Origin of the sequence: Bacillus paranthracis, from assembly GCF_001883995.1 — a bacterium.
GTDB lineage: Bacteria > Bacillota > Bacilli > Bacillales > Bacillaceae_G > Bacillus_A > Bacillus_A paranthracis.
This window is the reverse complement of sequence record NZ_MACE01000009.1, coordinates 23,261-36,620: the sequence shown is the minus strand read 5'-3', so window position 1 is coordinate 36,620 and position 13,360 is coordinate 23,261. Positions and strand designations below refer to the sequence as shown.

Genomic DNA, 13,360 nt, shown 5'->3' with positions numbered 1-13,360 from the left:
CTATTCTCCGTTAAACTGTTTACCAAAGTTTATATCCCGCGCTAACATATTCGCCCTTTGAAGAGAAACATGAGTTCCTGCATCAGTCCACCAACCGCTCATTTCATTATAAGTAAGTACCTCACGTTTTAAATACCAATTATTGATATCTGTAATTTCAAGCTCTCCCCTTGCGGAAGGTTTTAATTCTTTTATATAAGAAAAGACTTTCGAATCATACAAATAAATTCCTGTGACTGCATAGGAACTTTTCGGCTCTTTCGGCTTTTCTTCAATTTCAATTATTTTGCCGTTTTGAATATTTGCTACGCCAAATCTCTCCGGATCATCTACAGATTGCAGCAGTACTTTCGCACCTTCTTTTTGATTTGCAAACTCTTCAACATACGGACGAATATCATCCGAAAAAATATTATCACCTAATATAACTACCATGCGGTCATTCCCAACGAAATCTTCACAAAGCCCTAATGCTTGCGCAATTCCACCAGCCTTATCTTGCACACGATACGTAAAGGACACGCCAAACTCTTGACCGCTTCCTAAAAAACTAACAACATCTCCCATATGCTCTTTACCTGTAATAATCATAATATCTGTAATCTCGCATTGTTTTAGCTTATATACCGCATGATAAATCATTGGATAGCGTCCAACAGGAAGCAAATGTTTATTCGTTACTTTCGTTATTGGGTATAACCTCGATCCAGTACCGCCTGCTAAAATAATCCCTTTCACTCTGCATCTCTCCCTTATGATGGAGATAATATATCTTTATACTGTTCTACAAACACTTTTCGATCTTTCTCATATGTATCCGCATCAAATTCATCTCCGTTATAATGAATACACCATAAATTTGATTGATTTGGGATACCAATTAAATAACCAGCCCTTTGAAACTCTAAAGACTGTGATACATCATAAAAGTGGAACCCTTGAAACAAATCTTCTCGCCACGGAATATCATACTGCGTTGCCATGAATAAGCCATCAATTGCCTGCACCGACATAAAAGATTGGCTTCCATAAAACCCCTGATCTAAATTTAATAGTTGATAATTCCGTCTTCTATACTCAATCACTTTCCCTACTAAATTTTTCCCTTCCCACCATATCCCGTTACTCGGTAAAAATTGGGCTCCAGCTACTCCAATTAAGCCGAGCTTTTCATTATCTTTAAACAGAGAAATAAGTGTATAAAACATCTCTCGATTAATAAGATAAGTGTCCTGATGTATATAAACCTTATACTTCGCGGGATATGAAAGCGCTCGGTTATATGCGCTTGCCATACTTTTCGCATCTCGTATCGGAAAAATTTGCACGACATAATCAGGGGGAACAAAAAGGTTTCTTATTTGTCTCTCGCATTGTTCAAATAGCTCTTCATTATTTACACAGACAACAACTAATATTGTACGATCCTTCATTTTGTAGCCCCTCTATTCGTCTTGATTTACATCTGACATATAGTTCTCCACAAATATCTTTCTATACTTGTCATAGTTGGTCATATTTACATCAATATGATAGTGAATGCACCACGCATCACGCTGTACAGGAACCCCAACTGTATAGCCAGCTTTTCTAAATTCAAATGACTGAGATACATCATAATAGTCAAACCCATCAAACAAGTCTTCTCGCCACGGAATATCGTATTGCGTTGCCATCAATAAACCGTCTATACATTCCACAGGCATAAATGTTTTTGACTCATGGTACGGTTGTTCTTGCGTTGCCATATAAAATAAATCGTTCATATAACCAATTACTTTCCCAACAACTCCCTTGCCTTCATTCCATATCCCGTTTGGAGGAACATACTGGGCTCCAATCATTCCAATCATTCCAAGATGTTCATGTTCGTTAAATAATTGAAGTAATCCGTATAAAAATGCCACATTCATAATGAAAACATCTTGGTGTATATATACTTTATATTTCGCTGGATGCGAAATCGCTTGATTATATCCGCTCGTCATACTTTTCGCATTCCGAATTGGCATAAATTGTACAATATATCCTGGAGGCACTGCCAATCTCAATATATGCCGTACACACTGTGCATACATTTTCCGATCATTTATACACGTAACAAATAATATTGTTTTTTCACCAGCACTCATAACTGTGATTTTTCTGCTTCAATAATATACTGAAATACGACCGTCTCAGCCATGAAGCCACTTCCAAGACGATATTTCTTACAAATTCCATATAACTCCTCAATTAACGGTTCATACACTTTATGATCAATATATACACGATCTACTTTACTAATCGAATATCCTGCTTTTAAAAACATTCGGAGCATTTCATTAAATGTAAAGAAACGAATATGCGTTTTATCTAATAAACCATATTCTGTATACGTCCAATTTCCAGCAAGTAACGGTGCTAATACTGAAATGTGAGCAACGTTTGGTATACTTGCTAAAATCACACCATTTTCTTTTATATATGGCTTTACTTTTTCTATTACAGCCCAAGGATCAAATAAATGCTCTAATACGTCACCAAATATAACGCAATCAAATTGCTCCTCCTCGTACGGCATATCCATTGTTTCTATATCGCCTAAAACGACATGATCTAGTTTTTCTTTTGCTTGTTCTGCCGCCTCTGGGAATGCCTCAATTCCAGATACACGTGTGCCATTTTCTTTTATGGCAGCTCCCAATGCACCACTCGAGCAACCGATATCAAGAACTTCTTTCCATTCCTTTTTTATATGCTTTAATAAATTCGGATTCACTGCATTATAATAATGCCCAGACTTTTCTTCGTATAAAGAATTTTTTGGGGAATTCATTTTACACACTCCTTATGCAAATTGAATTTGAAATATAAATCTCATTTAAAGTCTATAAATGTAACCTGTACTAGTTACATTGCCGATACTTTACTATATAGCCAATCTATTAGAGTTAGAATCGCGATGAGCCATTTCTAAAAAAGCTGCCTATAACGATTTATATTGTTTATCAAAAACACTCCGAAAATATTTGCGGTTATATTCGATTGCAGCATTATTTGGAACATAAGCAGCCGCTAATTCGTTGTAATAATAAGCTTTGTCTTGATCTCCTAACTTGCTATAACAAATACACATTTGTAAATAGGGAAGCCATGTGTAGCTCGCTGGACTATGAAATGGACTCTCCGTCGCCATTGGTACTTCCGTTGCAAGTTTAAACCAAAATATCGCTTCGTTATATTTTTGTTGTTCCATATATATATATCCTATTCTTGTACAATTCTCCCCTCTAGGAACATCATATCGAAACGACTTCACGCAAGATTCAATTGCCTTTTCCCATGATCCAAGCTTTGCATAGCAATCTCCTAACTTACCACATGCATAAATTTTCTCTTCATACCATCCTTCATCTTGATTAAGAAATGTTTCATATAGCATAACTGCATCATCATATTTTTGGTTATCCATAGATTCATTAGCGTAATAAAATAAATCTCTCGGACTCAATTCTTCTCCTGCAGCTACAGCATTTTGAAAAATTTTCAAATTACGATTTGTTACCTTTTTTTCTTTTTTATGTGTAATAGCAACATTACTACTAAAAGTTTCACCAGAAATAGCTAAATACTCATGAACCTTTCCAAACCATTGAAATTGTTTTTCACGCTTTACAAGTCGATTTCTTTTTGTACAATATAAAGGTTTCCCGCTAGAATCCAATGCAAGATGATACGGCATCGAAACAGCATCAATTTTAGGATCTAATTCTCTTTTTAAAAGTTTCAATGCTTCTTGAGCATCTTCTAATAATACGTCATCTGCATCTAGCCACAATATATACTCTTGCGTTGCTTTTGAAAAAGAAAAATTTCTTGCTGCTGCAAAATCATTAATCCATGGAAAGTCATATATGTTAGAGGTATATTGAGCTACAATTTCTTTCGTTCGATCAATGGAACCTGTATCAACTATAATAATTTCATCAACAATTTTTTCGACTGCATCTAAACATCGACCTATTGTATCTTCCTCATCTCGAACAATCATACATAAACTAATTGTAATTCCTTGCTTGTTCAACATAATCACCCTCTTCCAAATCAATCATATGTTATACATACAATAAACTTTCCACTTTTTTAACTTGCACAAGCAGTTTAAGATTTCTTTTCAATAATTCAAATGTCCGTGTCATTTTCTTTCGGTTTTGCATCTACTATATAATGAACGCTTTATGGAGGTGAATTTATGTCAAATAATAATTATTCAGATGGATTGAATCCCGATGAATCTTTATCAGCTAGTGCATTTGACCCTAATCTTGTAGGACCAACATTACCACCAATACCACCGTTTACCCTTCCGACTGGACCAACTGGACCGACTGGACCAACTGGGCCGACTGGGCCAACTGTACCAACTGGGCCAACTGGACCGACTGGACCGACTGGGCCAACTGGTACAACTGGACCAACTGGTGCTACTGGACCGACTGGGCCAACTGGTACAACTGGTACGACTGGACCAACTGGGCCAACTGGTACAACTGGTACGACTGGATCAACTGGGCCAACTGGTGACACTGGTGCTACTGGACCGACTGGGCCAACTGGTACAACTGGTGCTACTGGACCGACTGGGGCTACCGGACCGACTGGGCCAACTGGACCGACTGGACCATCAGGGCTAGGACTTCCAGCAGGATTATATGCATTTAACTCCGGTGGGATTTCTTTAGATCTAGGAATTAATGATCCACTACCATTTAATACTGTTGGATCTCAGTTTGGTACAGCAATTTCTCAATTAGATGCTGATACTTTCGTAATTAGTGAAACTGGATTCTATAAAATTACTGTTATCGCTAATACTGCAACAGTCAGTGCATTAGGAGGTCTTACAATCCAAGTGAATGGAGTACCTGTACCAGGTACTGGATCAAGTTTAATCTCACTTGGAGCACCTATCGTTATTCAAGCAATTACGCAAATTACGACAACTCCATCATTAGTTGAAGTAATTGTTACAGGGCTTGGATTATCATTAGCTCTTGGTACGAGTGCATCCATTATTATTGAAAAAATCGCTTAAATTTTTACTTAGCAGTAAAACTGATATCAGTTTTACTGCTTTTTCATTGGTAAATTCAATCATTAAATCCTTCTTTTCTACATAGTCATAATGTTGTATGACATTCTTCAGGAGGCACTTATATGGAAAATAAATCGGCTGTCCAGCTTTATCTCGAGTTATTAAAGAAAACAATTTTATTTGAAATATGGTTGGAATACGAACCATACTTACCTGCTTCGTTACATATTTCTAAAGAACTATCATATGAACCAGTTACGGTTCCCCTTCCTTTATTTCTTAAGCAGTATATAGAAAATCACAATTTAAAAATCGTTAATCCTAACGTTTCAAACAATGAGCGTCAAGGTGGCAAGGATTGGCCAAGAGCTGCACATAGTATGGTTGGGCGAAAACGTATGAATCAATTACAAGAAGCGATGGAAACTGTAGTCAGGGAAAATATAGAAGGTGATTTTATTGAAACTGGTGTATGGCGCGGAGGATCATGCATTTTTATGAATGGGTTTTTACAAGCAAACAACATTAAGGATCGTACTGTATGGGTTGCCGATTCGTTTGAAGGTCTGCCCGCACCTAACTTAGAACAATATCCGAAAGATTACGGTGATTATTTGCACACATTCGATTACTTACGAGTTTCTTTAGAAACAGTGCAAGAAAACTTTAGAAAATATGATTTATTAAATGATCAGGTGAAATTTTTAAAGGGTTGGTTTAAAGATACATTGCCTTCAGCACCGATAGAAAAAATTGCAATTGCACGCCTTGATGGTGATATGTATGAATCAACGATGGATAGTCTTGTAAATTTATACGATAAAGTTTCAATAGGTGGCTTTATTATTATTGATGATTATGGACTGATAACATGCGCAGAGGCTGTAACAGATTTCAGAAGTGAAAGAAACATAAAAACTCCTATGACTCAAATCGATGATTTCGGTATTTTTTGGAGAAAAGAATAGAACAAAAAAATATTTAGTTGAGGGGTACTATTATACTACTAATTCATGAAAACCAATCTTGTAATGAATAAAAGCAAAGCTCCCCTCAATATAAAGTAGAAATTTCCTACTTTACTATAAGAAAGGTGTGAATTTTTTGAACGAAAATGAGAAAAAAATCACATTAATCCCACCTCCAGAACTTGTTCAATATGTAGGTGGTCATTTTGAAGAAGTTGGAAAAGAGTTTATGCAGTATTTTATTGAAATTGGCAATTTAAAATCAAATGAAACAGTGTTAGATGTAGGCTGTGGTATCGGCCGGATGGCGGTTCCATTAATGAACTATTTAAGCGATGATGGTAATTATTATGGATTTGACTTATTTAATAAGGGAATTACATGGTGCAAAAATAACATTTCAACACGCCGTAACAATTTCCATTTTGAACATGTCGATATATATAACCAATTCTACAATCCCGATGGAAAAGAAGATGCTTCCCAATACAAGTTTCCATATGAAGATGAATCATTCGATTTTATTTTTTTAACGTCTGTATTTACCCATCTTCTTCCGAAAGAATTAGAACATTACGTACGCGAGATTGCACGAGTTCTGAAAAAAGATGGGAGATGTTTTATTACTTTCTTTTTAATTAATCCTGAATCTTCCTATTACTTAAATGCAGGACTAAGTCCGTTAGGTTTTTACCATCAAATTGACAATTGCTATGTTCTAAATAAAGATATCCCGAATTTCGCAGTTGCCTATCTTGAGGAAGATATTCGTACTCTATTAAATAAATATGGGCTAGAAATGCAGACTCCTCCCCATTATGGTTCATGGTGTGGCAGAACTGAACACACAAGTTATCAAGATATTATTCTTACACAGAAAATTTCTGAAAGGTAGTTGTATATGGAAAACATAAAAAATGTACCTCTCGTTTCCATCCTTATTCCTACCTATAATCGGCCACATTATTTTAAAATTGCTCTAGAAAGTGCATTAGCACAAACGTATTCAAATATTGAAATTATTGTAGGAGACGATAGCACAAATAATGAAACAGAAAAATTAATATACAGAGATTATTTACATAAGCATAAACATATAACGTACATTCGAAACCCCTCTACTTTAGGACAATTTCATAACGCCCTTATGCTTTTAGAACAATCAAATGGAGAGTACATAAATTTCTTAATGGACGATGATATATTTTATAATAATAAAATTGAAAAAATGATGTTTTATTTCCAAAAAGACTTAGATCAAAATCTCGCACTTATTACATCTTATCGTACTTGGATTAATGATGATGGAGAGATAATTGAACAACACCCCTCCATGAACAGATTATATGATGAAGATACTCTATTAAATGGGAAAGATCTTGGAAACCATATGCTTATACTAGGACAAAATATTATTGGTGAACCTACGACTGTACTCTTTCGAAAACGCCTATTAACAGAACCTTTCGGTACTTTAAATGGGAGAAATTATAATTGTAGTGTGGATATGGCTTCTTGGATCAGTTTACTTTCCAAAGGTGATGCAATCTATATTACGGAACCTTTAAGTTCTTTCCGCCTTCATACGGGACAGCAAGTACATCACAAATACCTTGAAGGTTGCGAAGATTTTTCACATCTCGTTTTACATTCAAAAAAATATGGTTTTCTACAAGAGACTGACTATTACAAAACGAGTCTGTTAAAAGCTTGCGAATGGTATAAAAACGCTACAACATTTTATCAGCTATATCCAGAACTCATTCCAACGACCGATACACATACTCGCCTTTCTCATTGTTTGAATATAGTTACAAAAGAACTCCATGCAATCTAATCCATCACAAGGGGGAATTCCTCCCTTGTGATGTATGACTTCCCGCAAATAGTGGAATAAATGTATGCATAGTCTGCTTGTATATTATTTTTTTCATGACATAACCCATATATTTACTAGGCGATAGAAAGGAATACATACATTGAAAGATCCAAATTCTCAATATCAAATAGACTACGTATTACTATGCATTTTATTTGCCATTGGGACTGTTAGTTGCTTTGCAATTGCAAGTGCACAAGCCTCTTTACCACCATTTTTGCAAAATGTAAATTTTGTATTAAAGCAAATCCAGTGGTACTTCATTGGATTCATAGCCATTGGTGTTATTATGATTATCGATTTCGATCGTTATCAAAAAATTGCTTGGTATTTATATAGCTTTGCATTGGTACTACTAATTGGACTAGAACTTCAAGTACCAGGTGCCATTACAATTAAAGGTGCGACCGCTTGGTACAGGCTCCCAGGCATCGGAAATTTCCAGCCTTCTGAAATTATGAAATTGTTTTTAATTATCGTCACCGGACGAATTATAGCAAATCACAATGAGAAATATTTTTACCGAACAATACACGATGATTTTTTATTACTCGGAAAAATATGCGCAACAAGTTTGCCGCCCCTACTACTTATCGCAAAGGAACCTGATTTAGGAAACACAATGGTAATTTCAGCTATGCTTGCAGCAATGATATTAGTTTCTGGTATACGTTGGCGTTTTATTTTCGGGATAGCTTCCGGTATCTTTGCAGCTGGCGTTACATTAACGTATATTTTTTTCACTCATACAAAATTCTTTAAAGCACACATTTTACAAGAATATCAACTAAATCGCTTCTACGGCTGGTTAGCGCCATACAAATATGATGCGCAAGGCTATCAATTAAGACAAGCTTTCTTAGCTACCGGATCAGGGGAAATGCAAGGAAAAGGTTGGGAAAATGGACAAGTATACTTTCCAGAACCACATACAGATTTTATTTTCACGAACGTCGCTGAGCAATTCGGATTTTTAGGCGCAAGCGTCATTATTGCGCTTTTTTTCCTACTTATTTTCCGCATGATTCATATCGCTATAGAAAGTAATGACCCTTTCGGAAGTTACATCTGCGCTGGTACAATCGGAATGTTTACTTTTCAAGTATTTCAAAATATCGGGATGACAATCGGATTACTACCTATTACAGGCATCACACTACCCCTTATGAGCTACGGAGGAAGCTCCTTACTCACATACATGATAGCGATTGGATTTGTTTTAAACGTCCGCTCAAGAACGAAAATCTTTATGTTCAACTGAAGCACAAAAACGGTATATTTTTATCTCTATCCTTTTTTAGATATACTAATGAAAAATATGATGGAGGTTTAAATATGAAATATGACATTATAGGGGATATTCATGGATGCTTCCAAGAGTTTCAAGATTTAACGAAAAAACTCGGATATAACTGGAATAGTGACTTACCGATTCACCCTGATCAACGCAAGCTTGCTTTTGTTGGCGATATCACAGATCGCGGTCCTCATTCATTACGTATGATTGAAATTGTATGGGAACTTGTCATAAATAAAAAAGTAGCGTATTACGCTCCGGGAAATCACTGCAATAAACTATACCGATTTTTCCTTGGACGTAATGTGACAATCGCTCATGGACTCGAAACAACTGTTGCCGAATATGAAGCACTACCTTCTCATCAACAAAACATGATAAAAGAAAAATTCATCACACTTTACGAGCAATCCCCTTTATATCACGTACTCGATGAAAAAAGGTTAATTGTGTGTCACGCCGGCATTCGGCAAGATTACATAGGAAGAAAAGATAAAAAAGTACAAACCTTTGTATTATACGGCGATATTACAGGAGAAAAACATGCTGACGGTTCACCTGTCCGTCGCGACTGGGCGAAGGAGTATAAAGGAACATCTTGGGTTGTATATGGACATACACCCGTAAAAGAACCTCGCTTTGTAAATCATACAGTCAATATTGACACTGGTGCTGTATTTGGTGGCAAACTAACTGGACTACGTTATCCTGAAATGGAGATTGTTTCCGTTCCTTCCTCCCTGCCTTTTGTCCCTGAGAAATTCCGCCCAATTTCATAACTCATATGTGTAAGGATTACCGTATCTTTTAGGCGTCTCTCATATAAAGTGAAACTTTAATCAGCCCTCACCAATCCCACTTTAATGGGCAGCCCGCCCATTAAAGTGGGATAAAAATTGGGTAAAGTCATTAAAAAAAGATGCAATAAAGTGCATCTTTTTTTAATGACACGGCATATACTGTCGCAGGAGGTGACAGAATGAAGAAAAAATCTTCTAAACAAAAAAGAAAATGCCCGCCTTTTTATCTGCCCATGTACGGAATTAACAACTGGTGCAGCATTCGAGCTGCAGCTGTAGAAGAACTGGAAGAACAAGAGGCTTCCACAAAAAACAAAGATAGACCAAAATATGTCTCATTACAGAATGCTGTAATGAGCCGCATAATTGATAATAGAAAAGCAAAGATGCAGCAAAAAAATAAACCTCTCTCTACTCATATTGAACAGATTGTGCCTTCTGAGCAAGTAGAGAAGAATACAGAAGAAAACAGCCCTGTAGCAATAAATAAAAAAGCGGAAGCAGAAATTCCAGCTGCTATTATAAATCAAGTAAAAAAAATTAAAGAAGCATTAGCACCATCAGGTGATATACAAACAGAAAAAACGATTATCATTCAGACCCCTACATCTGAAAATACAAAAGTAAAAAAAGATGGGCGGTATGCATATGCAGAGGGTCTTCACTCTCATGCAGAGGGTACAGCTTCACATGCAGAAGGACTTCTGACACATGCAAAAGGTTCTTTCTCTCATGCAGAAGGATCAAAAACAAAAGCAACTGGACATAGTTCCCATAGTGAAGGAAGTGAAACGACAGCAGGTGGCTCCTATTCTCATGCGGAAGGTAAACATACAATCGCTTTAGGCGAAGCAGCACATGCAGAAGGAACCGCGACTATCGCTAACGGATTCTCTTCTCATGCGGAAGGTAATCATACATCAACAGCTCATTTTGCAGGTAGCCATATTATGGGGCGCTTCGGCACAGCAGATGAATCTTATTCTTGGTTTATTGCAAACGGCACAAATGAAACCGATCATAATATCGGTGCAAAGTGGCTTGCTCATAATGGAGAAATGTACATTGAGGGCGCTTCTTACAATGCAAGCGGAACTGATTTTGCGCAAATGTTTGAAACAGTAGACAATACTTTTATTGATGTAGGTTATTTCGTTACATTTAGTAGCGAAGAAAAAATTCGAATCGCTACTTCAAACGATTCATTCATCTTAGGAATATCTAGTGCCACCCCCGCTCTTATAGGAAATAGCGGTGCTTTAAGTTGGCAAAAACGCTATAAAACAGATAGCTTCGGAAAACGTCAATATGTACGTACGGAATCGCAAGACATACAACCTCTTTTAAATACAGAATGGGATCCAGCTTGCAAATATATAGCAAGAAAAGACCGTAACGAGTGGCTTCCTGTCGGATTAATCGGACAAATGTTAGTACGTGATGACGGTACTTGCGAAACGCATGGATATTGTCGTCCAAATAACGATGGCATTGCTACAAAATCTGAAAGTGGCTTTTTCGTTATAAAGCGCACGGGCGACAATCAAATTTTAATATTATTCCGCTAAGAAAAAGGGAACAAAATTCTTCATTACATAAGAATTTTGTTCCCTTTTTAAGTATGTCTTAATACCGCTTGCATATCGCTTGGAATCGGTGTAGTGAAAGACATTTCTTTCTCTAAAATAGGATGATAAAACGTCAAGGATGTACTGTGAAGCGCTTGTCGTTTCATTTCATCTCTTTTTCCACCATATAAATTATCGCCAAGTAGCGGATGTCCTATGTACGCCATATGCACACGAATTTGATGCGTTCTCCCTGTATCGAGCTCAAGTGATACGTGCGTCTTATGATTGACACTATCGATCACTCTAAAATGAGTAACGGCTCTTTGCCCCTCCTCACAAACGGTTCGCTCAATAATGCTATCCGATTTTCGTCCAATCGGTGCGTCAATCGTTCCTTCTCTTTCTACCATCTCACCGTGAACAATCGCTTCATACGTTCTTTTCACAGCTTTTTGTTGATGCTGTTTCGATAAAAGATGATGTACGAAACGATTTTTTGCAATAAGCATAAGCCCTGAAGTATCACGATCTAACCTCGTTACGATGTGAACCGTACTTGTAAGATGTCGCTTATCATAATGAGATAAGAGCGCATTCGCAACACTTCCTGCCGGATGTTCTCTAGACGGGATCGTTGACATGTTTGCCTCTTTGTTTATGACAAGAACTGCATCATCTTCATATACGATACATAAAGGAATATCTTCAGCAATCATCCCTTCACTTCTTTCCTCTACTGGAAAAAAGACACGTAATTCTTCACCAGCTTGCAACTGATGACGAACGCTCGCATGTTGACCATTTACTTCTATAGATCCGCCATGAAACTTTATATCCGTTAATGCAGCTTTGGAGATTCCTTTTGTTTTTAAAAATTCTCTAACTAAAGTTCCTTCCTCAGCCGAGTCTATATCCCATTTCAATGTAAATCTGTTCAAATATATAAACCCTTTCTATTTATCTGCAACAAACGAGTCACGAACTCGTTTCCAGAACGGAAATGGACGGAAACGAACGAATCGTACTTTCTCATTTGCCACGCGATACTGAATTGATTTCACATCTTGATGAACCATCGTTAAATGGTCCACCGTAATTTGTAAGTTCATTCCTGCCGTCGGCTTCAGCACGCATGTATGATGTTTCGGCAATACGAGCGGCGAACCTACCGTACGAAACACCCGGTTATTAATAGATGCCATTTCCGCAATTTGAATCGCTTCAATAGAAGGGTGAATAATTGCTCCGCCAAGCGCCTTATTATACGCAGTACTTCCCGAAGGAGTAGAAATACAAAGGCCATCCCCGCGGAACGTTTCAAAGTACTCTCCGCGTATTTCCACTTCTGTTACTAATGTACCTTCTGCACTTTTTACAGTCGCTTCATTCATCGCTAAATACTGCGACTCTTTACTCCCATTCACATAGCGAATAATCACTTCTAAAAGCGGATATTCCACCACTTGGAATGGTGTTTTAGCAATTGCAATTACTAATTTCTCTACTTCTGTCGGTAACCAATCTGCATAGAAACCTAAATGCCCTGTATGTACACCAACAAATGCTGTTTCATCCAATCGATTATAATAACGATGAAACGCATATAAAAGCGTTCCATCTCCCCCAACAGAAATTACAATATCGGGTTCCTTTTCATCCATTATAAATCCAAAATCTAGCAAGTATTCTTTCATCGTGCTTGCCAGTGCATCTGATGATTGATCTCCCTTTGACATAATTGTAAATTTCATCGCCCAACACCCTTTAG

Annotated in this window: 14 protein-coding genes; 7 read left to right on the top strand and 7 right to left on the bottom strand. The window is 37.0% G+C overall.

Going from position 1 to position 13,360, the window contains the following annotated elements; genetic code table 11:
- The 5 genes from BAQ46_RS02475 to BAQ46_RS02455 all read right to left on the bottom strand — a co-directional run bounded on the left by BAQ46_RS02475 (position 1) and on the right by BAQ46_RS02455 (position 4,069).
- On the bottom strand, positions 1-738 hold the full coding sequence (locus BAQ46_RS02475; RefSeq protein ID WP_000676174.1) for a sugar phosphate nucleotidyltransferase: 738 nt from the start codon (positions 736-738) through the stop codon (positions 1-3).
- A 14-nt stretch (positions 739-752) separates the two neighbouring features.
- Entirely contained in the window at positions 753-1,433 is a 681-nt protein-coding gene (locus BAQ46_RS02470) for a glycosyltransferase family protein (protein WP_000654997.1), read from the bottom strand.
- 12 nt (positions 1,434-1,445) lie between these two features.
- Positions 1,446-2,132, bottom strand: a complete 687-nt coding sequence (locus BAQ46_RS02465) for a glycosyltransferase family protein (protein ID WP_001272381.1) — start codon at positions 2,130-2,132, stop codon at positions 1,446-1,448.
- The gene (locus BAQ46_RS02460) at positions 2,129-2,818 is read right to left on the bottom strand and encodes a class I SAM-dependent methyltransferase (protein ID WP_001087862.1); all 690 of its coding nucleotides are present in this window, start codon (positions 2,816-2,818) and stop codon (positions 2,129-2,131) included. Before BAQ46_RS02460 ends, BAQ46_RS02465 begins: the two co-directional genes overlap by 4 nt.
- Before the next feature lie 150 nt (positions 2,819-2,968).
- Positions 2,969-4,069, bottom strand: a complete 1,101-nt coding sequence (locus tag BAQ46_RS02455; RefSeq protein WP_000932900.1) for a glycosyltransferase — start codon at positions 4,067-4,069, stop codon at positions 2,969-2,971.
- 165 nt (positions 4,070-4,234) lie between these two features.
- On the opposite strand from BAQ46_RS02455, the gene BAQ46_RS02450 reads away from it, so the two are divergent.
- The 7 genes from BAQ46_RS02450 (at position 4,235) to BAQ46_RS02420 (ending at position 11,589) form a co-directional block, all read left to right on the top strand.
- On the top strand, positions 4,235-5,077 hold the full coding sequence (locus tag BAQ46_RS02450; protein ID WP_071741571.1) for a BclA C-terminal domain-containing protein: 843 nt from the start codon (positions 4,235-4,237) through the stop codon (positions 5,075-5,077).
- A 122-nt stretch (positions 5,078-5,199) separates the two neighbouring features.
- On the top strand, positions 5,200-6,045 hold the full coding sequence (locus BAQ46_RS02445) for a TylF/MycF family methyltransferase (RefSeq protein WP_000428847.1): 846 nt from the start codon (positions 5,200-5,202) through the stop codon (positions 6,043-6,045).
- A gap of 136 nt (positions 6,046-6,181) precedes the next feature.
- On the top strand, positions 6,182-6,940 hold the full coding sequence (locus BAQ46_RS02440; RefSeq protein ID WP_001004741.1) for a class I SAM-dependent methyltransferase: 759 nt from the start codon (positions 6,182-6,184) through the stop codon (positions 6,938-6,940).
- 6 nt (positions 6,941-6,946) lie between these two features.
- Positions 6,947-7,882, top strand: coding sequence for a glycosyltransferase family 2 protein (locus tag BAQ46_RS02435; RefSeq protein ID WP_000427737.1), 936 nt, complete (start codon positions 6,947-6,949; stop codon positions 7,880-7,882).
- A gap of 142 nt (positions 7,883-8,024) precedes the next feature.
- Positions 8,025-9,185, top strand: coding sequence for an FtsW/RodA/SpoVE family cell cycle protein (locus BAQ46_RS02430; protein WP_000654692.1), 1,161 nt, complete (start codon positions 8,025-8,027; stop codon positions 9,183-9,185).
- Between the two features lie 74 nt (positions 9,186-9,259).
- Complete coding sequence (gene prpE, locus BAQ46_RS02425) at positions 9,260-10,000, top strand: bis(5'-nucleosyl)-tetraphosphatase PrpE (protein WP_000872681.1); 741 nt, start codon at positions 9,260-9,262, stop codon at positions 9,998-10,000.
- A gap of 200 nt (positions 10,001-10,200) precedes the next feature.
- Complete coding sequence (locus tag BAQ46_RS02420; RefSeq protein WP_071741570.1) at positions 10,201-11,589, top strand: peptidase G2 autoproteolytic cleavage domain-containing protein; 1,389 nt, start codon at positions 10,201-10,203, stop codon at positions 11,587-11,589.
- A gap of 47 nt (positions 11,590-11,636) precedes the next feature.
- On the opposite strand, the gene BAQ46_RS02415 is transcribed toward BAQ46_RS02420, so the two are convergent.
- Both BAQ46_RS02415 and BAQ46_RS02410 read right to left on the bottom strand, forming a co-directional pair.
- Entirely contained in the window at positions 11,637-12,530 is an 894-nt protein-coding gene (locus BAQ46_RS02415; RefSeq protein WP_001079095.1) for an RluA family pseudouridine synthase, read from the bottom strand.
- Between the two features lie 15 nt (positions 12,531-12,545).
- On the bottom strand, positions 12,546-13,343 hold the full coding sequence (locus tag BAQ46_RS02410; RefSeq protein WP_000673184.1) for an NAD kinase: 798 nt from the start codon (positions 13,341-13,343) through the stop codon (positions 12,546-12,548).
- Positions 13,344-13,360 lie beyond the last annotated feature (17 nt).

Excerpts from the sequence above, each read along its gene's own strand:
- BAQ46_RS02445 (WP_000428847.1), top strand. The coding sequence starts at position 5,200 with ATGGAAAATAAATCGGCTGTCCAGCTTTATCTCGAGTTATTAAAGAAA.
- BAQ46_RS02420 (WP_071741570.1), top strand. The coding sequence starts at position 10,201 with ATGAAGAAAAAATCTTCTAAACAAAAAAGAAAATGCCCGCCTTTTTAT.
- BAQ46_RS02470 (WP_000654997.1), bottom strand. The coding sequence starts at position 1,433 with ATGAAGGATCGTACAATATTAGTTGTTGTCTGTGTAAATAATGAAGAG.
- BAQ46_RS02455 (WP_000932900.1), bottom strand. The coding sequence starts at position 4,069 with ATGTTGAACAAGCAAGGAATTACAATTAGTTTATGTATGATTGTTCGA.
- BAQ46_RS02435 (WP_000427737.1), top strand. The coding sequence starts at position 6,947 with ATGGAAAACATAAAAAATGTACCTCTCGTTTCCATCCTTATTCCTACC.
- BAQ46_RS02450 (WP_071741571.1), top strand. The coding sequence starts at position 4,235 with ATGTCAAATAATAATTATTCAGATGGATTGAATCCCGATGAATCTTTA.
- BAQ46_RS02465 (WP_001272381.1), bottom strand. The coding sequence starts at position 2,132 with ATGAGTGCTGGTGAAAAAACAATATTATTTGTTACGTGTATAAATGAT.
- BAQ46_RS02460 (WP_001087862.1), bottom strand. The coding sequence starts at position 2,818 with ATGAATTCCCCAAAAAATTCTTTATACGAAGAAAAGTCTGGGCATTAT.
- prpE (WP_000872681.1), top strand. The coding sequence starts at position 9,260 with ATGAAATATGACATTATAGGGGATATTCATGGATGCTTCCAAGAGTTT.
- BAQ46_RS02410 (WP_000673184.1), bottom strand. The coding sequence starts at position 13,343 with ATGAAATTTACAATTATGTCAAAGGGAGATCAATCATCAGATGCACTG.